General features: G+C 71.4%; 20 protein-coding genes, 2 tRNA genes and 1 riboswitch. Of the genes, 8 read left to right on the top strand and 14 right to left on the bottom strand.

Translation table 11 applies throughout. The annotated features are described in order from the left end of the window. Positions 1-120 precede the first annotated feature (120 nt). The 3 genes from lhgO (at position 121) to OG206_RS15445 (ending at position 3,785) form a co-directional block, all read left to right on the top strand. Positions 121-1,377 (top strand): L-2-hydroxyglutarate oxidase, encoded by a 1,257-nt coding sequence (gene lhgO, locus OG206_RS15435; protein WP_327116375.1) that lies wholly within the window; start codon positions 121-123, stop codon positions 1,375-1,377. Beyond that, positions 1,370-2,248 carry a tRNA (guanosine(46)-N7)-methyltransferase TrmB gene (trmB, locus tag OG206_RS15440; protein ID WP_327116377.1) on the top strand — a complete coding sequence of 293 codons (879 nt, stop codon included), beginning with the start codon at positions 1,370-1,372 and terminating at the stop codon, positions 2,246-2,248. Before lhgO ends, trmB begins: the two co-directional genes overlap by 8 nt. A 70-nt stretch (positions 2,249-2,318) precedes the next feature. Then, positions 2,319-3,785 carry a PrsW family intramembrane metalloprotease gene (locus OG206_RS15445; RefSeq protein WP_327116379.1) on the top strand — a complete coding sequence of 489 codons (1,467 nt, stop codon included), beginning with the start codon at positions 2,319-2,321 and terminating at the stop codon, positions 3,783-3,785. A 46-nt stretch (positions 3,786-3,831) separates the two neighbouring features. Here OG206_RS15445 and OG206_RS15450 read toward each other — a convergent pair whose 3' ends face one another. The 5 genes from OG206_RS15450 to OG206_RS15470 all read right to left on the bottom strand — a co-directional run bounded on the left by OG206_RS15450 (position 3,832) and on the right by OG206_RS15470 (position 8,580). After that, positions 3,832-4,776 (bottom strand): aldo/keto reductase, encoded by a 945-nt coding sequence (locus OG206_RS15450; RefSeq protein WP_327116381.1) that lies wholly within the window; start codon positions 4,774-4,776, stop codon positions 3,832-3,834. A gap of 147 nt (positions 4,777-4,923) precedes the next feature. Continuing rightward, positions 4,924-5,958: a M23 family metallopeptidase gene (locus tag OG206_RS15455; RefSeq protein WP_327116383.1), complete on the bottom strand. Its 1,035-nt coding sequence runs from the start codon at positions 5,956-5,958 to the stop codon at positions 4,924-4,926. Positions 5,959-5,969: 11 nt separating this feature from the next. Next, positions 5,970-6,122: riboswitch (cyclic di-AMP (ydaO/yuaA leader) on the bottom strand. Between the two features lie 233 nt (positions 6,123-6,355). Then, the gene (locus OG206_RS15460) at positions 6,356-7,513 is read right to left on the bottom strand and encodes a PP2C family protein-serine/threonine phosphatase (protein ID WP_327116385.1); all 1,158 of its coding nucleotides are present in this window, start codon (positions 7,511-7,513) and stop codon (positions 6,356-6,358) included. Between the two features lie 133 nt (positions 7,514-7,646). Further along, positions 7,647-8,393 (bottom strand): MerR family transcriptional regulator, encoded by a 747-nt coding sequence (locus OG206_RS15465; protein WP_327116387.1) that lies wholly within the window; start codon positions 8,391-8,393, stop codon positions 7,647-7,649. Positions 8,394-8,506: 113 nt separating this feature from the next. Next, positions 8,507-8,580 (bottom strand) — tRNA-Met (locus tag OG206_RS15470). A gap of 270 nt (positions 8,581-8,850) precedes the next feature. Here OG206_RS15470 and OG206_RS15475 point away from each other — a divergent pair. The 3 genes from OG206_RS15475 to OG206_RS15485 all read left to right on the top strand — a co-directional run bounded on the left by OG206_RS15475 (position 8,851) and on the right by OG206_RS15485 (position 10,878). Continuing rightward, positions 8,851-10,236, top strand: a complete 1,386-nt coding sequence (locus tag OG206_RS15475) for an FAD-binding oxidoreductase (RefSeq protein ID WP_327116389.1) — start codon at positions 8,851-8,853, stop codon at positions 10,234-10,236. A 211-nt stretch (positions 10,237-10,447) separates the two neighbouring features. Then, the gene (locus OG206_RS15480) at positions 10,448-10,597 is read left to right on the top strand and encodes a hypothetical protein (protein ID WP_327116391.1); all 150 of its coding nucleotides are present in this window, start codon (positions 10,448-10,450) and stop codon (positions 10,595-10,597) included. Between the two features lie 59 nt (positions 10,598-10,656). Further along, the gene (locus OG206_RS15485; RefSeq protein WP_327116393.1) at positions 10,657-10,878 is read left to right on the top strand and encodes a hypothetical protein; all 222 of its coding nucleotides are present in this window, start codon (positions 10,657-10,659) and stop codon (positions 10,876-10,878) included. 51 nt (positions 10,879-10,929) lie between these two features. Here the strand turns inward: OG206_RS15485 and OG206_RS15490 are convergent, their stop codons facing one another. Together OG206_RS15490 and OG206_RS15495 are read right to left on the bottom strand one after the other, a co-directional pair. Next, complete coding sequence (locus OG206_RS15490; protein WP_327116395.1) at positions 10,930-12,273, bottom strand: ABC transporter substrate-binding protein; 1,344 nt, start codon at positions 12,271-12,273, stop codon at positions 10,930-10,932. Between the two features lie 254 nt (positions 12,274-12,527). Beyond that, the gene (locus tag OG206_RS15495; protein WP_327116397.1) at positions 12,528-13,982 is read right to left on the bottom strand and encodes an MFS transporter; all 1,455 of its coding nucleotides are present in this window, start codon (positions 13,980-13,982) and stop codon (positions 12,528-12,530) included. A gap of 164 nt (positions 13,983-14,146) precedes the next feature. On the opposite strand from OG206_RS15495, the gene OG206_RS15500 reads away from it, so the two are divergent. Beyond that, a complete protein-coding gene (locus OG206_RS15500) occupies positions 14,147-14,602 on the top strand; it encodes a MarR family winged helix-turn-helix transcriptional regulator (protein WP_327116399.1) in 456 nt (151 codons plus the stop codon). Between the two features lie 158 nt (positions 14,603-14,760). Here OG206_RS15500 and OG206_RS15505 read toward each other — a convergent pair. The 7 genes from OG206_RS15505 to OG206_RS15535 form a co-directional block, all read right to left on the bottom strand. Next, a tRNA-Lys gene (locus OG206_RS15505) sits at positions 14,761-14,834 on the bottom strand. Between the two features lie 92 nt (positions 14,835-14,926). Continuing rightward, on the bottom strand, positions 14,927-16,483 hold the full coding sequence (locus OG206_RS15510) for an amino acid permease (RefSeq protein ID WP_327116401.1): 1,557 nt from the start codon (positions 16,481-16,483) through the stop codon (positions 14,927-14,929). A gap of 272 nt (positions 16,484-16,755) precedes the next feature. Next, positions 16,756-18,966, bottom strand: coding sequence for a DEAD/DEAH box helicase (locus OG206_RS15515; protein ID WP_327116403.1), 2,211 nt, complete (start codon positions 18,964-18,966; stop codon positions 16,756-16,758). A 210-nt stretch (positions 18,967-19,176) separates the two neighbouring features. After that, the gene (locus OG206_RS15520) at positions 19,177-19,746 is read right to left on the bottom strand and encodes a hypothetical protein (protein WP_327116405.1); all 570 of its coding nucleotides are present in this window, start codon (positions 19,744-19,746) and stop codon (positions 19,177-19,179) included. Between the two features lie 108 nt (positions 19,747-19,854). Continuing rightward, complete coding sequence (locus OG206_RS15525; RefSeq protein ID WP_327116407.1) at positions 19,855-20,238, bottom strand: fluoride efflux transporter FluC; 384 nt, start codon at positions 20,236-20,238, stop codon at positions 19,855-19,857. After that, entirely contained in the window at positions 20,235-20,732 is a 498-nt protein-coding gene (locus tag OG206_RS15530) for a fluoride efflux transporter FluC (RefSeq protein ID WP_442805847.1), read from the bottom strand. The genes OG206_RS15525 and OG206_RS15530 overlap by 4 nt, the downstream gene beginning before the upstream one ends. Further along, positions 20,729-21,082: a metallopeptidase family protein gene (locus OG206_RS15535; protein ID WP_327116409.1), complete on the bottom strand. Its 354-nt coding sequence runs from the start codon at positions 21,080-21,082 to the stop codon at positions 20,729-20,731. The genes OG206_RS15530 and OG206_RS15535 overlap by 4 nt, the downstream gene beginning before the upstream one ends. 123 nt (positions 21,083-21,205) lie before the next feature. On the opposite strand from OG206_RS15535, the gene OG206_RS15540 reads away from it, so the two are divergent. Then, positions 21,206-22,738 (top strand): metallophosphoesterase family protein, encoded by a 1,533-nt coding sequence (locus OG206_RS15540; protein WP_327116411.1) that lies wholly within the window; start codon positions 21,206-21,208, stop codon positions 22,736-22,738. The last annotated feature ends 49 nt before the right edge of the window (positions 22,739-22,787 follow it).

Genomic DNA, 22,787 nt, shown 5'->3' on the forward strand with positions numbered 1-22,787 from the left:
GGACCGGGATCGTCCCGGTATGCCCGACGCTGTGACACACCTGTGCGCCACGCCCCGGCCGCCCCTGGTTTGAGCCCGTTGTCAGTGGGCCAGTGCACTATCGGGGTGGGAGGTGGCGTGATGGTGACGCACGCGGCGTACGACTGCGATGTGCTGGTGATCGGTGGCGGAATCGTGGGTCTGTCCACCGCGTACGCGATCACGCGCACCGCGCCCGGTACCCGGGTCACGGTGCTGGAGAAGGAGTGGGGTCCCGCGCGCCACCAGACCGGGCGCAACAGCGGGGTGATCCACAGCGGCATCTACTACCCGCCGGGCTCGCTCAAGGCGCGCTACGCGGTGCGGGGGGCCGCCGAGCTGATCGACTTCTGTACGGAGCACGGCATCCCGCACGCGGTGACGGGCAAGCTCATCGTGGCGACCGGCCGCGACGAGCTGCCCCGGCTGCACGCCCTGGTGCAGCGCGGCCGGGCGCACGGGCTGCCGGTCCGGGAGCTCGGACCCGCCCAGATCGCGGAGCACGAACCACGGGTGCGCGGCCTCGCGGCGATCAGGGTGGGCACGACGGGGGTGTGCGACTTCACCGCGGTCGCCGTCCGCCTGGCCTCGGAGGCGAGCGCCGCGGGCGGACAGGTGAGGTACGGCGCGGAGGTCGTCGCCGTCGACCGGCGCTCCTGGGGTGTGGCGGTGCGCACGGCCGACGGCCAGGTGGTCAGGGCCCGTGTCCTCGTGAACTGCGCGGGTCTGCACAGCGACCGGGTGGCCGCTCTCGCCGGTGACGACCCGGGCGCGCGCATCGTGCCCTTCCGCGGGGAGTACTACGAGCTGACCCGGCCCGAGCTGGTGCGCGGGCTCGTCTATCCGGTGCCCGATCCCGCGTTCCCCTTCCTCGGGGTGCATCTGACGCGGGGAGTCGACGGCACGGTCCACGTCGGGCCCAACGCGGTGCCGGCACTGGCACGCGAGGGATACGGCCGCACGGTCGTCCACCCGCGCGAGCTGGCCGCCACCCTGGCCTGGCCAGGCTCCTGGCGGATCGCCCGCAGGCACTGGCGGTACGGGGCGGGCGAGGTGCACAGATCCCTCTCGAAGAGCGCGTTCACCCGGGCCGTCCAGCGACTGCTGCCCGAGGTGACGGAGGCCGACCTGCGCCCGTCGCCGGCCGGGGTCCGGGCACAGGCGGTCCTGCGGGACGGCACGCTGGTGGACGACTTCCTGATCCGGGACGCCCCGCACACGGTGCACGTGCTGAACGCCCCGTCGCCCGCGGCCACGGCCTCCCTGCCCATCGGGAGGGAGGTGGCGCGCCGGGCTCTGCTGCGGGCTCGCGCGACGGGGTGGACGCCGCCCGCCGTAGAATCGGGTCATTGTGTCTGAGCCTGTGAACCCCACCCCAGAGACGCCCGGCCCCACCCCAGAGACGCCCGGCGTCCCGCCGGAGACCGTCCCCGCGCCGGAGACGGACGCGGACAGGGACGCCGAGGCGCGGCGTGCCGCCTCCTTCGAACGCCAGCGGAGGCTGCGCCAGGAACCCCGCTTCCCCGGCGGTCCCGCCGCCGACCCGGCGGGCTCGCACCACGAGCGCCGGATCCGCAGCTTCCAGCCACGCCGCAGCCGGGTGACGACCGGCCAGGAGGAGGCACTCCAGCGCCTGTGGCCCACGTGGGGCCTGGACATCGACGGCAAGAGCGTCATCGACCTCCCCACGCTGTTCGACGGCCTCCCGGTGGTCCTGGAGATCGGCTTCGGCATGGGTGAGGCCACGGCGCAGATGGCGGCCGACGACCCCACGACCGGAATCCTCGCCGTCGACGTGCACACCCCGGGGCAGGGCAATCTGCTCGGCCTCGCCGACCGGGCGGGGGTGTCCAACGTCCGCGTCGCCAACGGCGACGCGATCATTCTGCTCCGGGAGATGCTGGAGCCTGCCTCGCTGGACGGGCTCCGGGTGTACTTCCCCGACCCCTGGCCCAAGAAGCGGCACCACAAGCGGCGGCTGATCCAGCCGGAGTTCCTCGACCTGGTGGCACGGTGCCTGAAGCCCGGAGCGCTCGTCCACTGCGCGACGGACTGGGAGCCCTACGCCGAGCAGATGCTGGACGTCCTGACGGCACATCCCCTGTACGAGAACACGCAGGCGGACGGCGGCTTCGCGCCCCGGCCGTCCTTCCGGCCGCTGACCCGCTTCGAGGGACAGGGCCTGGACAAGGGACACGTGGTGCACGACGTCCTGTTCACCCGTCGCTGACCGGCCGTCGGCGGACGTCCCGGCCGTCGCACCGTGGCACGGTGCCGGTCCCTCTCGTTAGGGTCGTCAGGTGTCCGAGTGGTCCGTACAGCACCAGCAGCCGGCCGTCCCGGTTCTCGAGGAGCAGCAGCTCGACGAGTACCTGGGCGCCGTACCGGAGCACGGCCAGTGGCGTTACCGGCCGAGCCGCGTCGGCATGGTCTGGCGCAGCAAGGCGTTCCGCGCCGGTGCGGTCGTCACCGTCCTCGCCCTCTGCGGGCTGGTGATCCTGGCCCTGGTGCGCGAACAGACCGGCACCGAGGGCTTCCTGGTGGGCCTCGGCCTGGCCGTGCTGCCCGTGCCGCTGCTGATGGCGGCGTTCCGCTGGCTCGACCGTGTCGAGCCGGGCCCGTGGCGCAATCTGCTGTTCGCGTTCTCCTGGGGCGCCTGCGCCGCCGCGCTCGTCGCCATCATCGCCAATTCCTTCGCCACCCGGTGGATAGCCACGGCCACCGCGGATCCGGCGAGCGCGGACACCCTCGGCGCCACCGTCATCGCACCGGTCGTCGAGGAGACCGCGAAGGCGGCGGCCGTCCTGCTGATCTTCCTCTTCCGCAGACGGCAGTTCGGCGGTGTCGTCGACGGAATCGTGGTCGCCGGTTTCACCGCGACCGGCTTCGCCTTCACCGAGAACATCCTCTACCTGGGCCAGGCCTTCGGTGAGGACCAGGAGCTGGGGACCACGGGGCTCGCCTCGCTGACGGCCGGGACGTTCTTCGTACGTGTGGTGATGTCGCCGTTCGCGCACCCCCTGTTCACGGTGCTCTCCGGCATCGGCTTCGGGATCGCGGCGCTGGGCGGCGCGCGCCACCGGGTGCGCCGGGTGCTGCTGCCGCTGCTCGGACTGGCCCTGGCCATGGGTATGCACGCCCTCTGGAACGGCTCGTCGTCCTTCGGCCCGTACGGCTTCTACGCGGTCTACGGCGCGTTCATGGTGCCGTGCTTCGGCCTGGTGACCTGGCTGGCCGTCTGGTCCCGCCAGCGGGAACTGCGGACACTCTCCACGGAACTGCCGGTCTACGCGGCGGCCGGCTGGCTCGGCCCCGCCGAGCCGGCCGCACTGGCCTCGATGCGGGCCCGGGGAATGGCCCGGGACAGGGCACGGCACTGGCACGGGGCCCAGGACCGCGCCCGGGGCAGGGCTGCCGCCCGCGCGGTCGCCGAGTACGAGTCGTTCGCGACGTCCCTGGCCATGCTCCGCCGACGGGCACGCCACGACGGCGCGGGCGCCGACTTCGCCGTCCGCGAGCAGGAGTTGCTGCACCATCTGTGGCAGCGTCGGGAGATCGCGGGACCCGCTCTGGGGTACGCGGCGCACATGACGGGCCGGACGCGCGCCCACGTGTCGCCCCCGCAGGCACCGTTCCCCCGCCGGCTCCCCCACGGCGCCCCGGCTCCCCGGCAGATCCCGGCGCCGCACCGCCACTACGGCGGCTACAACCCCTATCTGGAGCACGGCCCCCGTGCCGCTCCGCCCACCGGGACTCCGCCGGGGTGAGGGGCCCGTCCGGACCGGCGCGGCCCGGACGGTTGGTGCCGGATCCTCAGGCCGAGGCCTCGGTGAGCTCTGCCAGCTGGCCCTCGGTCAGTTCGAGCCCGGCCACCGCCACGAGTGCGGGCAGCTGGCCGACCGTGCGGGCCGAGGCGATCGGTGCGGCCACGGTCGGCCGGGACGCCAGCCAGGCCAGCGCCACCGTGGCGATCTCGGCGTCGTGCTCCTGGGCCACCTTGTCGAGCGCCCCGAGCACCTTGCGGCCGCGCTCGGTCTCCAGGTGCTTCCCCGCGCCTTCGGCCCGCGCGCTCCGGACGGCCGTCCCCGGCCGGTACTTGCCGGTGAGGAAGCCCGAGGCGAGCGCGAAGTACGGGACGGCGGCGAGTCCCTCGGCCGCCGCGGTGTCCTGGAGCGCGCCTTCGTAGGTGTCGCGCGAGACGAGGTTGTAGTGCGGCTGCAGAGCGACGTAGCGGGCGAGGCCCTCGCGCTCCGAGAACTCCAACGAGGCCTTGAGCCGCTCCGGGCTGATGTTGGACGCCGCGATCTCCCGGACCTTGCCGGCCTTCACCAGCTCGTCCAGGGCGCCGATGATCTCCTCGACGGGGACCGTCTCGTCGTCGAAGTGCGTGTAGTAGAGGTCGATGTGGTCGGTACCGAGCCGGCGGAGCGACGCCTCGGCCGCCCCCTTGATCGTGGTCGCCGACAGCCCCTTGTACTCCGGGTGGGCTCCGCCCTTGGTCGCGACGACGACATCGTCCCTGCGGGAACGGCCGGACAGCCACGCACCGATGAGCGTCTCCGACTCACCGCCTTCGTTGCCCGGGACCCAGGCCGAGTAGGCGTCAGCGGTGTCGATGAAGTTGCCGCCCGCCTCCGTGTACGCGTCGAGGACGGCGAAGGTGGTGTCCCGGTCGGCGGTCCAGCCGAAGACGTTGCCGCCGAGAGCGAGAGGGAAGACCTTCAGGCCTGAGTTTCCGAGCGGGCGCAGTGATGTCATAGCCGGGCTCAACACATGGGCGGAGCCACATATTCCGATCCCGGCGGCCGCCCGCTCTCGGAGTGCGGGGCCGGCGGCCCTGGCGTCGGGGGGTTGTGCGCCAGGGCCGCCGGGGTCTCGAAGTGCGCCGTGTGCCGGCGCGGGCACTCAGATCGAGAGGCCCTTGCCGCGCAGCCAGCTCATCGGATCGACGCCCGAGCCGTCCGCGGTGTGGATCTCCAGGTGCAGGTGCGGCCCGGTCACGTTGCCGGTCGCTCCGACCCGGCCGATGGTGTCGCCGGTGGTGACCTTCTGGCCGGCGGTGACGTCCATCGAGGACTGGTGGCAGTACCAGACCTCGGTGCCGTCGTCGAGCTGAAGGACCGTGCGGTAGCCGTAGGAACCTGACCAGCCCGCCGACTTCACCGTGCCGCTGTGCACGGCCTTGACCGGCGTACCGGTGGGAGCGGCGAAGTCGAGACCGGTGTGGTAGCCGGAGGACCACATCGAACCGGCCTGACCGAAGGTCGAGGTGATGGTGTACGAGGAGGTCGGGACGGCGTAGCTCAGGGCGAGCTTGGCGAGACGCTCGGCCTCGGCCTTCTTCTTCGCCGCCTCTTCGTCCGCCTTCTTCTTCGCGGCGGCCTTCGCCTCGGCCTCGCTCTGCTGCTTGGCCGCCTGGGCCGCGGCCTCCTCGGCCGCCGCCTTCTCCTGCGTGGCTTTGGCTTCGGCCTCGGCCCCGGCCTGCTGCTGCTCGGCCTGCTGGAGGATGCGGGCGCGCAGCGCCTCGCCGGCGTCCGTGGTGCCCTGCTCGGCCTCGGCAGCGGTGATGCCGGCCGTGGTCAGCGGGGAGGAAGCGGTGACCGTGCCCTGATCCGCGTCGTCGGAGAGGTAAGCACCCACGCCGGGAAGGGACTTGGCGTCGGGAAGATTGTCCGCGATGGAATCGGGAAGGGAGATGGAGACCGGCGGTTTGCTCTGCGCGGTGGCCATGCCTCCCGCGCCGACGGCCGCGATGACACCGACGCCGAGGACGGTGGAGCTACGGGCGAGACCACGCTGTTTGGCCACGCGGTGCCTGCCGCGCACGGGACGGATGGACTCCTCGGTGGGGTTCCATTCCTCCCACGTCCTGCCCTGATCACCGGGACTGACGGGCCTGAAGGGTGCCGGAGCCTCGGGGGCAGGCTGATTTGACGCCACGTGGGCGCACTCCTTTCCTTCCTTCTCGCCTACCGGGTTAGCTGACGGGTTCGGAGCAGGAAGGTCTCCTACGGACCCCTTCGTCCCTCGCGGGAGTCAGGCGTCCGATTCACCCCATGTAGGTGGTTCCCCGGTTCCCTTGCGGGATTCGGCACTGCGCACGGTGCCGCCTCTGGCGACGACTGGGACAACCGCGCTGCGTTATCGAACGTTAATAGACATGCGGGTCCGATTCCAAGCTGTTCCCACAGATCGTTCATGACTCTGGCCTGGACTTTCAGGGGTCAATCGCCCCCAAACGGGCGAGTTGCACACCCCTCACGCACACCACGGTTTCTGACGTTTCGTCAAATGTTATGCACAGCGACGTCTTCTGATTACGGACGGTCGTCTTCGGTCATTCACGGTACCGCCCCACGATCTTCACCGTCTTCCGCCGCTCCTGCTGCCCCCTGGACGGCCGCCCGACCGCGAGCAGTGCGAGGTCGTCCGTCGACCGGCCCCCCGTGTGCAGCCGGACGTCATCGGTGAGGGCCGAGAGCAGTTCCTCCGGTCCCGGGAAGAGCCTGCCGCGCAACCGGGCCGCCGGGTCGTAGAAGACCCCGTCGGCGTCCCGCGCCTCCGAGAGCCCGTCGGTGAACGCCAGGAAGGTGGCCCCCGCCGGCAGCGGCCACTCGTCCGCACGGTCCGGCCACACGTCGAGGCCCATGCCGAGCGGCAGGGCCGGCTCGGTCGGCCGCAGGACGTCGAGCGCGCCGTCCGCGTGGAGCACGAGCGGCTCGGGGTGGCCCCGGTTGACGACCCGCAGCGTGTCGGCGCCCGCCGGGATCTCGGCGAGCACGGCCGTCACGAACCCCTCCATCGAGTCCAGTCCGCCGCGCCGCGTGCTCTCCCGTGCCAGCGCCCGCTCCAGCCGCTGGACCACGCCCTCCAGCGAGCGCTCCTGCTCGGCCGCCTCACGGAAGGCGCCGATCACGACGGCCACCGCCGCCACCGCGTCCAGGCCCTTGCCCCGTACGTCCCCGACCACCAGCCGCACCCCGTACGGCGTGTCCGCGACCGCGAACAGGTCGCCGCCGACGAACTCGTCGGCCTGCGCGGCCTCGTAGCGCGCCGCGACCTGCATACCGCCGATCCGGTCCTCCGGCACGGGGAGCACCGCGCGCATCGCGGTCTCCGCGATGACCCGCGCCGAGGCCAGCTGCTCGTTGCCGCGCTGTACGACCCGGTTGATGACGAGCGAGAGCGCGGCGACGGTGACGAGGGTGAGCAGGTCCGTGAGGGGGGCGACTTCGGCGAGCACGCCGTCGGAGGCACGGATGGCGAGGACGACGAGGATCGCGGCCACACCGGTTCGGATCGTGGAGGCCAGCGAGAAGAAGGGGGCGGCGATCAGCGGCGCCGCGGCGAAGAGCGGCACCGCGGAGACCTCGGGCGGGGTCGTGACGTCGCAGACCACTCCGGCACAGATCATCAGGGTGGGCAGCAGACGCACGAGCCTGCGTGCGCGCGCGTTCCCCTGGGCGCGCCCCTGCCGTTCGTCCCGCTTCCCCACCTGTACACCCCTGCCCGGTCCGCCCACGGCTGCGGACGGTACCGCGCCCCGACCCGGCCGGGCGGAGCCGCGCCGTGACGCGCCCGCTCATCGGCCGAAGGAAGGAGCGCACCGCCGCCACGTTCCTCCGGGGTCAACCGGAGAGCCGGTGCCCAGCGTAGATCGTCAGTGCATCCCGTACGAAGACGGCGGTTCCGTCCCCGTGGCGATCGTAGTTCTTCGCGAAGCGTGGATCGGCGGCGTACATCTCGCCGAGCCCGGTGACGTACGAACGGGTGACTTCCGTGGTCACCGACAGCCACGCGCAGTGCCGACGTGCGATGTCCTGCACCTCGTCGCTTCCCGCTTCCAGACCGGCGGCCCTCGCCGCGCCGTAGTCACGGGCGATGACGTCGTGCGCGTCCTGGAACGCGGCACGCTCTGCGGGGCTCAGCCCGCGCCACCACCGGTCACCCCGCTCGTACGCCGCACGGCCCCACCGCTCGCCGACCTCCTGCTCGTACGCCGTGTGGTCGAAGCCGTCGAACACTTCCTCGGCCATGAGATCCTCCCCTTCCTCGGTCCTGTGGAGAGTGGTCCGCACCGAGGCGATCTGCCGTCCGATGCGCTCCCGCTCCTGCTCCAGCAGGCGCAGATGGGCCCGGAGCGCCACGGAGGTGTCCCGCTGCCCCTCCAGCACGTCCTTGATCGCCGGCAGCGAGAGTCCCAGCTCCCTCAGCAGCAGGATGCGCTGGAGTCTGACCAGTGCGTCCTGGTCGTAGTAGCGGTAGCCGTTCGCACCGGTGCGGCTCGGCACGAGAAGACCGAGATCTCCGTAGTGCCGGAGCGTGCGGCTGGTGGTGCCGGCTCTTCTGGCGATTTCCTGGATGGACCACTCCATGCCGGAAACGCTAGATCTTCACGCAACGTCAAGGTCAAGCCCCGCATCCCGGAGCCGCCCCGGCGCACGACAGAGGCCCGGATCCTCGAAAGGATCCGGGCCTCTGTCTTCAGTAGCGGGGACAGGATTTGAACCTGCGACCTCTGGGTTATGAGCCCAGCGAGCTACCGAGCTGCTCCACCCCGCGTCGTTGTGATGGCAACTCTACGCCATCCGGGAGGGTGCTCCGACCACTTTTCCCACCGGCTCCCCTCCACGCTCGTCCTGAGGCGGTCGGCGCCCCAGCGGCCGGCGCCGCGATTGCGAGCCCTGCGCGGCGGCGGGACGCTGGAAGGAGACGACATTCGGTGTTCGGTCCCGTCTGCGCGGCATCCTCAGGTGCCGGCGTCGGCCCAGCAGCCTCACCCGATGAGATGGAGCCAGGGGAGGCCGGGCGCACGCTCACGAGGAGACGGCCATGGACGGCACCACACTGGAGGCCATGAGGACCGCGCTGCGCGGCCCGGTCATCGGCCCGGACGACCCGGCGTACGACGAGGCACGCACGGTGTACAACGCCATGATCGACAGGAAACCGGCAGCCGTGGTCCGCTGCCACAACACCGCGGACGTCATGGCGGCCGTCGACTTCGTCCGTGACCACGGCCTGGACGTGGCCGTCATGGGCGGCGGCCACAGCGGCCCCGGCCTGGGCGTCGTCGACGGGGCCGTCACGATCGACCTCTCCCCCATGGACGGCGTGCGGGTCGACCCCTCCACCCAGACCGCCCAGGCGGACGGCGGCGCGACACTGCGCGAGTTCGACCACGCCACGCACGCGTTCGGCCTCGCCACCCCGGCAGGGATCATGTCCACGACCGGCATCGGGGGCCTCACGCTCGGCGGCGGCCACGGCTACCTCACCCGCAAGTACGGCCTCACCGTCGACAGCCTGGTCTCCGCCGGCGTCGTCCTGGCCGACGGCAGCTTCGTCGCCGCGAACCCGAGCGAGCACGCCGACCTGTTCTGGGCGCTGCGTGGCGGCGGCGGGAACTTCGGCGTCGTCACGTCGTTCGACTTCGAGCTGCACCCCGTGGACACGGTCGGCGTCGGCATCACCGTATGGCCGCTGGAGCACTTCCAGGACGTCATGCGCTGGTACCGCGACTTCCTGCCGCAGGCGCCGGACGACCTGTACGGCTTCTTCGCCTCGCTGTCCGTTCCCCCGGGCCCGCCCTTCCCCGAGGAGATCCACGGACAGAAGATGTGCGGCGTCGTCTGGTCCTCCACGGCCGACCCCGAAGCCCTGGAGAAGACCCTCGCCGTGGTGAACGATCCCGCGCCGCCCGCCTTCCACTTCACGGCGCCGATGCCCTACCCGGCCCTGCAGACCATGTTCGACGCGCTCCTGCCCGCAGGGCTCCAGTGGTACTGGCGGGGCGACTTCTTCGACGAGATCACCGACGACGCGGTCGACGTGCACGCGGCCTTCGCGGAGAAGCTCCCCACCGGTCAGTCGACCATGCACCTCTACCCGGTCGACGGGGCGGCGGGCCGCGTCGGTCCCGACGACACCGCATGGGCGTACCGCGACGCCGTCTGGTCGGGTGTCATCGCCGGTATCGACCCGGACCCGGCCAACGCCACCGCCCTGCGGGACTGGGCGGTCGCATACTGGGAGGCGCTGCACCCTCACTCGATGGGCGGTGCCTACGTCAACTTCCTCGGCACCGGCGAGTCCCCGGACCGGGTCCGGGCCACCTACAGCGGCCACTACGACCGGCTGGCCAAGGTCAAACAGGACTACGACCCGCACAACCTCTTCCACGCAAACCAGAACATCGAGCCCGCAGCGCCGCACTGACCGTCACGCCGGGCTCGCAATTCCGGGGGAAAGCCGTGCTGGGAGGGTTACAGTCTGCATGCACCGCACGATGATCCGGACGCCCCCGGAGCGGCGCGGCACCGGCAGCGGCACTTCGTCGCCCTGCCGGTCGGGACCAGTCCGGCCAGGCGCACCAGCGGCTCGGTCACACGGGGCTCTCACCACACACCTACACGTACAGGACACCGAGATGACCGACATGCCCGCCCGCACGAACCAGCGGCACTCCGACGGCGCGGTGGCGTCCGTGGACACAGCCGCCGCCCCGCTGCCCAGCCCGCAGTACGCCGGCCTGTTCATCGAGCCCGACCTGCCTCCGGTCACCGACGAGCTCGAGTGACCGGACGGCCGCCGGCCCGCCGCGAGTGACCGCCGCGGCCGTGCCGTCGTTGAACGGCCATGCGCATCCGTATCGGCGTGGTCGTCCTCGCAGTGGTCCTGCTGATCGCCGCGTTCATCTCGAACATCCCCTCGGAGGCCGAGGCCGAGGCGGCCTGCCGACGGGCCCTCGACAACACGTCGACGTGGACCAACCGGCCGGACGTCTGTGTGGACGTGTCCGAGGAGGCCTACCGGACGTTCCTCCTGATGTACGCACTGCGCCAGGAGGGCCTGGACTGAGGGTTGTTCCGTCGGCGGGCCCCGGGAAACGACGGGACGGCGGCGGGCCGGTCAGCGGGCCATCTGCTCCTTCCACTCCGCCTGCGCCTCGTCGAGGTCCTCGGCCAGCGCGCCCAGGAAATCGGCGGCGCTCGTCCTGCCGAGCATCACCTTCTGGAACCCCGACTCGTTGTCCGCCTTGGACAGGGTGTTCCAGTCGGGCAGGTAGTACGGCAGCTGGACGATCCTGGTGTCGCCGGAGAACAGGGCCTCGGCACCCAGCTTCGTCGTCTCCGCCCTGTCGAGCCAGGGGTCCTCGGCCGCTTCCTTGTTGGCCGGGATCAGGCCCGCGGACTCGGCGAACTTGGAGTTCGACGCGTGGGAGGCGGCGAACTCGATGAACTTCCAGGCGGCCGCCTTGTTCTCCGAGGACTTGAGGAGGCCCAGGCCGGACACGGGATTGGAGACCATCACCCGCGTGCCGTCGGGCAGTTCGGGCTGCGGGATGCCACGGAACCTGCCGGTGCCCAGTGAGCTGACGTGATCCTGGTAGGACCCCAGGTTGTGGTTCAGCATGGCGATGCCGCCCGCGTCGAACTGGGCGACCATCTTGGTGAAGTCGTTGTTGAGGTCGGCCTCCGGGGTCGCCTTCCGGTACAGGCTCACGTACTTCTCCAGCGCCGCGACGTTCTTCGGGTGGTCGACGGTGGTCCTCGTCCCCGACTCGTCCCAGAACGACTCGATGCCCGACTGTCCGTACATCGCGTCCAGCGCCTGGGCGATGGAGCCCGGGCCGCCCCGGATGGTGTAGCCGAACCGGTTCTTCTTCCTGTCCGTCAGTTTCGCGGCGGCCGCGTAGAACTCGTCCCAGGTGTCAGGCTCGTCGAGACCGGCCTTCTCGAACAGGTCGGTGCGGTAGTACAGCACGCCGTTGGTGGCGGAGATCGGCACCGTGTACATCTCGTCCCGGCCCGCCGCGCTCCGCACGTTCTCGATCATCGCCTCGTTGAGCCGGCCCTTCAGCGAGCTCGCGTCGACCCGGTCGTCCAGCGGCTCCAGCGCGTCCTGAGCGGTGATTCCCGCGACCATCGCGGCTCCCACGCCTCCCACGTCGGGGAGACCGCCGCCCTGGATGGCGGTGTCGTACTTCGACTGGGCCTCGGTGGACGCGATGCCCACGTACTGCACGTCGATGTCGGGGTTGACCTTCTCGAAGTCGGCGATGATCTCCTTCCACACGGCGGTGCGGACACCGCCGTTCTCGTCCCAGAAGACGATCTTCCCGGTGCCCGGGCCCTCGCTCCCCTTCGCACCGGCGATGCCGCTGCCGTCGTCACCGCAGCCGGTCGCGGTGAGGGCCAGCACGGAGACCAGGGCTGTCGCGGCGGCAAGGTGGCTGTTGCGGGGCTTGATCATGGCGGCTCTCTTCTCTGCGTGCTCATCGGCGCGGCGCCGGACGGCGTCCGGTGCGCCGGGCGGGGCGGGGAAGCGGGCTCGGCCCCGCCGCATGCGGCTCCCGGCTCTGATATCGCGTCTCATATATGACATACGAAGAACGCGACGAACGTAAGTCCCCCCACACGCAGGGTCAATGCCCGTGCAGAGGAAAAGTTCCGGAACGCCGGAGCGCCCCGACCGGGCCGACCGGTGGGGCGCTCCGGATGATGCGGTCAGGCTTCGACGGAGACCTTGTCGGCCGTGGCAGGACCGGTCCTGTCACCGCTCGCGCCGCGACCAGCGGGGCCCGGGATGAAGGCCGCGACCGCGGCGGCCACGAGGGCGACCACGCAGCCGATCGTCAGGCCGACGCGGAACCCGTCCTCCGAGGCGAGCGAGAACCCGCCGAGGCTGATGGTCATCTGAGCCAGCACCACACCGATGACGGCGGACCCGATGGTGGTGCCCAGCGAACGCATCAGGGTGTTGAAGCCGTTGGCCGCCGCGGTCTCCGAGAGCGGGACCGAGCTCATGATCAGGGCGGGCATCGCACCGTAGGCGAGTCCGACACCGCTGTTGATGACGATGCCGACGATCATCAGGCCCCAGGCGGAGCCCATGAGGAACAGCGACAGACCGTAGCCGGCGGAGATCACGAGGGCGCCGAGGACCAGCGCGATCTTGGGTCCGCGCGCGTTGATGAGCTTGCCGCCCAGCGGGGAGACGATCATCATCATCACGCCACCGGGAGCGATCCAGAGGCCGGCCGCGAGCATGGACTGACCGAGGCCGTATCCCGTGGCTTCCGGGAACTGCAGCAGCTGCGGGGCGATCAGCATGAAGGAGTACATGCCGACGCCGACCAGGACGGACGAGACGTTGGTCAGCAGGACGCGCGGGCGGGCCGTGGTGCGCAGGTCGACCAGCGGGTCACGGGTGCGCAGCTCGTAGAACCCCCAGGCGCCCAGGGACACGACCGCGACGGCGAACAGGCCGAGCGTGGTGCCCGAACCCCAGCCCCAGTCGGCGCCCTTGGAGATCGCCAGCAGCAGGGAGACGAGCCCGACGGCCAGTCCGACCGCGCCGGGCGCGTCGAAGCGCTGCCCCTTGGCCCCGGCCGGGACGTCGGGGACGAAGGTCCAGATGAGTACGGCGACGGCCACGGCGAGCACCGCGGAACCCCAGAACAGCACGCGCCAGCTGGCGTATTCGGCGACCGCGGCCGAGATCGGCAGGCCGAGCGCGCCGCCGATGCCCATGGAGGCGCTGACGAGGGCGATCGAACCACTGAGCTTCTCGGCGGGGACGACGTCCCGCAGGAGCGCGATGCCCAGCGGCACCATGCCCATGCCCATGCCCTGGAGGCCGCGCCCGACGATCATCGGCACCACGGACGAGGCCATCGCGCACACCACCGACCCGGCGACCAGCGGGACCGCGCAGGCCAGCAGCATCCTGCGCTTCCCGAGGAGGTCGCCGAGGCGTCCGGTCACCGGTACGCACACACCGGCGACCAGGAGCGTGACGGTGACCACCCAGGCCGCGTTCGAGGACGACGTGTCCAGGATCCGCGGCAGTTCGGCGATGAGCGGGGTCACCAGCGTCTGCATGATCGCGGCGACGGTGCCGGCCAGGGCCAGAGTCGGGATCACACCGCCTGCGCGGGCTGTGGGCTGGGGGGCGTCCATGTCGCGGGTCCTCGGCTATCTGTCGGCGAAAGAATGGCATCGTACACTTCTATTGCATCATGCACATTCTGTGGCCCATGCACTTCCGCGTAAACATACGATGAAGTCGAGCCCGCACGACGAGACACCGGCCTCGCCCGGCAGGAAGCAGGAGGCGCCCACGCATGGACAAGGCCACGCAGGAGGTCGAGTACGAGCAGATGCTGCTCAGCCGTCACGGGCTCCTGAACCACAGGAAGGGCCGCCGTAAGGACGGCCTCCTGGAACGCAGCGCGTACATCCTGCTCAGCCGCATCCGCGTCCAGGGCCCAATGTCCGTCGGCGAGCTGAGCGAAGCGTTCGACCTCGACGTCTCGACCCTCAACCGGCAGACGGCCGCGGTCATGCGCGAGGGCTTCGTGGAACGCATCCCCGACCCGGACGGGGGCATGGCCCGCAAGTTCCGCATCACCGAGGAGGGCGTCCGCACCCTCGACGCCGAGCGCGAGGGCATGGTCAACTCCCTGCACACCGTGATGGCCGACTGGCCGGAGGAGGAGATCTCCGCCTTCGCCGGCTACCTGCGACGCTTCAACACCGACCTGGAACGCATCGGCGGCCGCCCCTGGCCCCGCCCCTGAGCCGGCGGTCCGGCATGCCGTGCCGCCGGCGGCAGTCGGGAGGTCCGCACGCCCTCACCGCGCGGGCCGGTCCCGGAGACGACGGAGCGCCCCGCCGGCCGAAGCCGGTCGGGGCGCTGCACCGCAGGTCGGAGGATGTTTCCTCGCCCTGCTCCACGTAGGCCGTGTGGGACTCGAACCCACAACCAACGGATTAAAAGTCCGCTGCTCTGACCAATTGAGCTAACGGCCCGTGATGGATCACCCCCGAGCATAGCCGCCCCGGGCCCGGCAGCCGATCGGGTATCGGGTGCCGGGCCCTGTCGTGCCCGGAGCGGGCTCCGGTCAGTCCGTGATTTCGTCCTCGATCGTGCGTTTGTGAGCCGGTACGACCGGTTTGAGGAACCAGTGGCGGGCGGACACCAGCCACCAGACGGCCGCGAACCCGAGCACCACCAGGACGGCCAGGGGTGCGTAGTTGAAGCTCTCCCACGTGACCGGGGACACCTGGGGAAGCATGAACAGCACCGTGATCACCGCGACCCAGCCCACGGCGACGACACCGACGGGCCGGGACCAGCGGCCCAGGTGCCAGGGACCCCGGACGAAGTCGTCGCCCTTCAGCAGACGGAGCAGGGTGGGGATGACGTAGGCGATGTAGAGCCCGATGACCGCGATGGAGGTCACGGCGGCGTACGCCGTGACGTTGATCAGGTACGGGAGGCCGAGGGCAAGCGCGCCGAGCGCGGCCAGCCAGACCGCCGCGACGGGGGTACGGGTGCGGGGGCTGACCGTGTGCCAGAGGCGGGAGAAAGGCAGTGCCCCGTCGCGGGAGAAGGCATAGATCATGCGGCTGTTGGCGGTGACCGAGGCCATGCCGCAGAACAGCTGGGCCCCGATGACGACGAGCAGCAGGAGCTTGCCCGTGGTGGCTCCGAGCGCGTCCAGGAGGATCTGCGCGGGCGGCGCGCCGGTCGGGGAGTTCAGGGCGCCGTCGTACGACTGGATGGCGAAGGTGAAGCCGAGCAGCAGCACGAAGCCGGCGATCCAGGAGGTCCAGATGGACTGCACGATGCCCCTGGGGCCCGCCACGGCCGCGTCGTGGGTCTCCTCCGTCATGTGGGCGGAAGCGTCGTAGCCGGTGAAGGTGTACTGGGCCATCAGCAGGCCGATCATCACGACGTAGAAGCCGCTGCCCCAGCCGGTGTTGTTGACGAACTCGGTGAAGACGTACGAGGCCGACTGGTGCGAGTCCGGCACGAACGTGAGCGCGCCGACGATCACGGCGACACCGACGACGTGCCACCAGACGCTCACGTTGTTGAGGATCGCGACGATGCCGACGCCGAAGGTGTTCAGCAGTCCGTGCAGGATGAGGATCGCGGCGAACAGCAGGATCGTGCGGCCGGGGGTGATCTCGAAGCCGAACTGGAGGTTCAGGTACGCCCCGAGGAAGGACGCCGCCCCGAAGTCGATGCCGGCGGTGACGGCGACCTGGCCGAGCACGTTGAACCAGCCGGCGAACCATGCCCAGGCGGCCGCGGAGCGCGGCGGGGCGAGGCGGTGGGCCCAGAAGTACAGGCCCGCGGACGTCGGGTACGCCGAACAGATCTCCGCCATCGCCAGGCCGACGAACAGCGTCATCAGCCCGACCCCGACCCAGCCCCAGGTGATGACGGCGGGGCCGCCGGTGTTCATGCCGAACAGGTACAACGTCAGGCAGCCGGAGAGCACCGAGATGATCGTGAACGAGACGGCGTAGTTGGAGAAGGCGGACATCCGCCGGGCGAGCACCTGCGTGTAGCCGAGTTCGGCCAGTCGCTCCTCGTCGGTGGCCGCGGCGGCGGAGGGACGGAGGGCCTCGGGTGGCGGCTCGGCGGCCACCGCTTCGTCGTTTGTCATGCCCCCAGCGATGCCCTCACCGGGGCCACGGCATGCGCCGCCGGGCGTGCGGGCCAGGTTGTCCTGGCGTCCGTAGGGGTCCATGGCACCGCTCGCCACGACGGCGTTGAACCGATTCCATCCGCCGCTGCCCCTCGTACGGACCGGGTACGTCCTCCTCGTGGCGGCCGGGGGACCCGTTCGCCCCAGGTCAGGGGGCTGAATGAGGGAAGGGCCTGTACGCCACCGGGTCGGTGGCGTACAGGCCCATCACATCAGTCGTTCAGCGACGGTCAGCCGTTGCGCTTCCAGCGCGGCTTGTCGTCGCGGCGGCCGAAGGTACCGGTGCCGGTGCCCGTGCCGGTGCCACCGCGGTGGTCGTCACGACGGCCGGTCGGGCGGTCGCCGCCACCGGAGCGGAAGCCGCCCGCGGGACGGTCGTCGCGACGGTCGCGGTTGAACGGACGGTCGCCGCCACCGGAGCGGAAGCCACCGGAGGGGCGCTCGTCACGGCGGTCACGGTTGAACGCCGGGCGGTCGTTGTCACGACGCTCGAACGAACGGCCACCACGGTCGTCGCGACGGTCGCCGCCACCCGAGCGGAAGCCGCCCGAGGGGCGCTCGTCACGGCGGTCACGGTTGAACGCCGGGCGGTCGTTGTCACGACGCTCGAACGAACGGCCACCACGGTCGTCGCGACGGTCGCCGCCACCCGAGCGGAAGCCGCCCGAGGGACGCTCGTCACGGCGGTCGCTGCTTCCGCGGAACGACGGGCGGTCGTTGCTGCCGCGGTAGCCGGTGCCGCCGGAGGGACGGCCACTGCGCTCGCCGACGCGGTCGTTGCCGCCGCGGTAACCGCCACGGTCGCCACCGCGGTCGTCACGGCGGGCGTAGTTGCCGCGGTCGTCACGACGGTCCTCGCGGGCCGCCGGCTGCTCGGGGACGGACACAGCGGCGACGAGCGCCGCCTCGGCCTCGGCGGCCACCTCGGCCACCGCCGCCTCCGGGTCGTCGCCCCGCTCGCGGGCGGCACGGGCGACCAGACGGTCGGCCTCCTCGCGCAGCTCGACGGCGCGGCGCTGGACGCGCTCCAGCTGCTTGGTCAGGTCGGCGGCCTCGCGCTCGGCCTGCTTGGCCGCGTTGTTCGCGGAGTCGGCCTGGACCTCGGTCAGCGACCGGGCTCCGGTGATCTCGGCGACCTCGGGCTCGAAGACGCCCGCTCCCTGGACGATGTGACGCGAGGCGTCGACGCCCGCGTCCTCCATGAGGCGGAAGATCTGACGGCGCTGGTGCGGCAGCGCCAGCGAGACGACGACACCGGACTTGCCGGCACGGGCGGTGCGGCCCGAGCGGTGCAGGTAGTCCTTGTGGTCACCGGCCGGGTCCACGTTCAGGACCAGGTCGATGCCGTCGACGTGGATACCGCGGGCGGCGACGTCGGTGGCGACGAGCGCGTTGACGAAGCCCTTCTTGAAGTCCTCGAGCACGCGGGTACGGGCACCCTGCGTCATGCCGCCGTGCAGCGCGTCCGCCTTCACGCCGGACTCGATGAGCTGCTCGGCGATGCGGTCGGCACCCAGCTGGGTCCGGACGAAGATGATCGTGCGGCCCTTGCGGGCGGCGATCGCGGCCGTGACGGGCGCCTTGTCCTTCGGCTTCACGACGAGGACGTGGTGAGACATGGTCGAGACGTTGCCCTGGGCGCTGTCGACCTCGTGGGTGACCGGGTTGCTCAGGTAGCGCTTGACGAGCGTGCCGATCTCGTTCTCCATGGTGGCGGAGAAGAGCATGCGCTGGCCGCCGCCGGGGATCTGGTCGAGCAGCTCGGTGACCTCGGGCAGGAAGCCCAGGTCCGACATCTGGTCGGCCTCGTCGAGGACCGCGACCTGGACGTTGGCCAGGGAGCAGGCGCCACGGTTGATGATGTCGCGCAGGCGGCCCGGGGTGGCGACGAGGACGTCGACACCGCGCTCCAGTGCGTAGATCTGGTTGCCCATCGACGTACCGCCGCAGACGACCTTCATCTTCAGGCCGAGCACGTCGCCGTAGGGCTGGAGCGCGTCCGCGACCTGCATCGCGAGCTCACGGGTCGGCGTGAGGATGATCGCGCGGGGCTTCTTCTTCTCGGTGTGACCGCCGGCCAGCGCGGCCAGGGTGGGCAGACCGAAGGAGAGGGTCTTGCCGGAGCCGGTACGGCCGCGGCCCAGGATGTCCTTGCCGGCCAGGGCGTCCGGGATGGTCGCGGCCTGGATCGGGAAGGGTGCCGTCACACCGTTCTGCGCGAGCTTGCGGACGATGCCATCGGGCAGGCCCAGCGAGGCGAAGGTGATGCCGGGCTCGGCGTCCTCGGCGACCTCGTCCGAGGCCTCCTCGGCGGGGGACTCGACGACTGCCTCGGGAGCCTCGGCCACGAGGGACTCGGCGGCCTGGAGGACCTCGATGATCTCGACGTCGTTCTCGACGCTCTCGGGCAGGACGGTGTGGTCAGAACTGGAAATTGACATGCGAAATGCGAAACCTTCCGGAGTCTCGGCACGCGCCCGTAACTCCGTGTTTTCGCAATTTCGACCGCCTCAATGCGGTCCAGCCACGGCAAGGGAGAGTACGCGCCACACGGCGCTCTTCTGTGTCGGCGCCGGGCAATGGGATCAAACGATCTACTACCATACGCACCCTCCCCCACTTCGCGCAAACCGGGTCGTCCAAATCGGCGCTCACACCGGCGCGACCTGCGGCGATGCCCTCGGAGTGGGCCACACGTCCACCCGGTCCGGCGCCCCCATGGCGTCGGTACGGAACTGCGCCGCGGCCGGCGAGGCCGTGGGCGGCTCGGGCGGCTGCGACGGCTCCGGGTCGGGCGAGGGCGGAGGCGGGGGCGGCTCCTGGGTCACCGGCGGGGGCGGCGGCTCACCGGAGCCGGGGGCGCTGGGCTCGGGCGTGGGCAGCGGCCCGCCGCGCGTCGGTTCCGAAGTACCCGGGACACCGGGCGCCCCGGGCGGGTCCTCGGGACCGGCCGAGGCGTCGCGGCCCGAGGCCTTCGCGTCCGGTTTGCGACGGGAGTCGTGCCGGTCGGACTGCGCCTCGGCGCGGCCGCCACCGGACCCGGACCACCCGGAGCCGGACGCGGAGCCCCCGTCCGGCCGGGCCGAGGACCCCTTCCGGTCCGCCTGGCGCGAGGGTGACGGGTCTCCTGCGTCGTCGCCGACGCTCATGCAGCCGGTGGACGCGGCGATCGTCAGCGCGGTGACGGCTGCCCAGCGGACGCGGGCGGACAACTGGCGCACGGGATGGACCTCCGGGGCGGCGAGGGACGGGGGGCGGTGTGTTCAACTCCCCTGCCCCCGCCGGGGACACGCCCCGGCACAACACCCGCACACGCGGAGTCCCCCCGCTCACCCCCCTGCGCCGCCGAAGCCCCCCGCCACTTCCACCCCGAGGAAGACCGCCCCGAGCCCGGCCAGCAGGGACGCCAGCACGTTGGCGCCCGCCAGGAAGCCGCGGCCCTGCTCGGCCAGCCGCAGCGTCTCGTACGAGAAGGTCGAGTACGTCGTCAGCGCCCCGCACAGCCCCGTCCCCAGCAGGGCGAAGACCGGCGAGGACACCGCGGCGCCCGTGAGCACCCCGAGCAGCAGGCTGCCCGCCGCGTTGACCGTGAAGGTCCCCCACGGGAACACGTACGGCAGTCCGGCGCCGTGCCGCGCCTGTACCGCACGGTCCGTCAGGTAGCGCAGCGGCGCCCCGACGGCTCCTCCGAGGACGACCAGAAGCCAGTTCACGCCGCCCGTCCCGTCCTACCGGCCAGCGCCCTCGTGAGAGCGGCGGCCCCCCACACCGCGGCGAGCGCCGCGACGGCCGTCACGGCGGCGTACGCGGTCGCGGTCGCCACCTCCTGACGGGCCAGCAGGTCCGACACCCCGGCGGCGTACGTCGAGAACGTCGTGAACCCGCCGAGCACTCCGACCCCGAGGAAGGGCCGCACCAGCGGGTGCGTGATCCTGCCCCGCTCGACGGTCAGCACCATCAGCACACCGATCAGCGCACAGCCCGTCACATTGACGGCGAGCACCGCCCAGGGGAAACCGCCCTCGGCGGCGGGCACGGCGAGGGTCACCGCGTAGCGCGCCGCAGACCCGGCCGCGCCACCGGCCGCGATCACGCCCAGGACCCGCCACCTGCCGGCGCCACTCATCTCGGCGCGCTGCGCGGGCACCGACAGGTCGACGTCCGGGTCTACGGACGGCCGCTCGGGCGGGGGGCTCTGGGTGCTCACCCGTACCCCAGCTCGTGCAGCCGCTCGTCGTCGATGCCGAAGTGGTGGGCGATCTCGTGGACGACGGTGATCTCGGTCTCGGCGACGACGTCCTCACGCGTCTCGCACATGCGCAGCGTCGGCCCCCGGTAGATGGTGATCCGGTCCGGGAGCACTCCCGCGTACCACTCGCCGCGCTCGGTGAGCGGGGTTCCCTCGTAGAGGCCGAGCAGCTCGCGGTCCCCGGGGTCCTCCGGCTCCTCCTCCACGAACACCGCGACGTTGTCCATCAGCCGCATCAGTTCCGGCGGGACACGGTCAAGAGCCAGGCTCACCAGCTCTTCGAACTCCTCGCGCGTCATCTCCAGCACCCGGCCATTGTCACTTACGGCGGCCCCGTGCGGGCGGCCCGCTCCCGTCCGCCGGCCACCCGCCCGGCCCACGGCCGCCCGCCGGTCCGCATGTCCGCCGTCCGTTCGGGGCATACGCGCCCAATGGCACGCCCGTTCCACGCCGCCGCCGCCCGTGTCCGCCGACTCCGCCCGTCCCGCTCCCGCGCCAATGCCACCGTCGGCCTCGCACCCGCCGCGCACCCCTGGCAGCAGGCACTCGGGATGCTGGCCGTGGTGGTGCTGGGTGCCTGGCTCGGGCTGCTGGTGGTCGGCAGTGTGCGTACGCCGGTGGGTCCCATGGACACGACCATGACCCTGCGGCCGTCGGTGAGCGGCGGAACCAAGATCAACGTGTCCCCGCTGGGTGCCCTGGAGCTGGACTCCCACCACGCCCCCGTCCGCCTGGACGTGGACGTCGACCAGCTGGACCCGGAGCGCTCCCAGGCCCTGGTGAAGCACCCCGAACGCCTCTCGGGCCTGCAGAGGGAGGTCACCGACGACGTCGCCTCCGGCACCCGTGAGCTGGCTTGGCGTTCCTGTGTGGCCGTCGTGTCGGGTGCCACCGCCCTCGGCCTCGTCGTCTACCGCCGCCCGCGCCGCGCGCTGGCGGCCGGCGGGCTCGCCCTGGCGCTGCTGGCGGCGTCGGGCGTCAGCGCGTACGCCACCTGGAACCCGAAGTCGGTCCTGGAACCGAAGTTCTCCGGGCTGCTCTCCAGCGCCCCCTCGGTCGTCGGCGACGCCCGGTCGATCGTCACCGAGTTCGACGTCTACCAGCAGGAACTGGCGCGCCTCGTCACCAACGTCACCAAGCTGTACGACGCCACGTCCACGCTGCCCGTCTACCAGCCGGACCCCGGCACCATCCGGGTCCTGCACGTCTCCGACATCCACCTGAACCCGGCCGCCTGGCACATCATCGGGTCGCTGGTCGAGCAGTACGAGATCGACGTGATCATCGACTCCGGCGACACGATGGACCACGGCACGGCCGCCGAGAACGGCTTCCTGGACCCGGCCCGCGACCTCGGCGCCCCCTACGTCTGGGTACGGGGCAACCACGACTCCAGGCTGACCCAGGCGTATCTGGAGAAGACGAAGAACGTGCACGTCCTGGACGAGGGCGACGCGGTGGACGTGGCGGGGCTGCGCATCGCGGGCACCGGCGACCCCCAGTTCACCCCCGACCGTTCGCGGCCCCCGGGCGGTAAGGCCGCCGAGCAGCTGGCGGGCATGCGTCTCGCCTCGGCCCTGCGCGACCAGAAGCGGGCGGGCACCCCCGTGGACATCGCGGTGGCCCACGACCCGAACGCCGCCCGGGAGACCGACGGAACGGTTCCTCTGGTCCTGGCGGGCCATCTCCACCACCGGGTGAACGAACTGCTCCCCCTGGGCACCCGCCTGAAGGTCGAGGGCTCCACGGGTGGCGGCGGGCTGCGCGCCGTGCAGAACGAGAAGCCCGAGAAGGTGCGCGCCTCCGTGCTCTACCTGGACCGCCCCACCCGGCATCTGCAGGCCTGGGACGAGATCACGCTGGGCGGGCTCGGCCTCACGACGGCCGAGGTCGGCCGCCACCTCCCGGAGGAGAACCTGACGTCCCCGTCGCCCTCCCCGAGCGTCCCGACGACCTCCCCGTAAACCGTTTTGGCGATACCTCCCCGCATCCCATATGCTTCTCACGTCCCCG

The sequence above is a fragment of the Streptomyces sp. NBC_01341 genome, assembly GCF_035946055.1.
Lineage (GTDB): Bacteria > Actinomycetota > Actinomycetes > Streptomycetales > Streptomycetaceae > Streptomyces.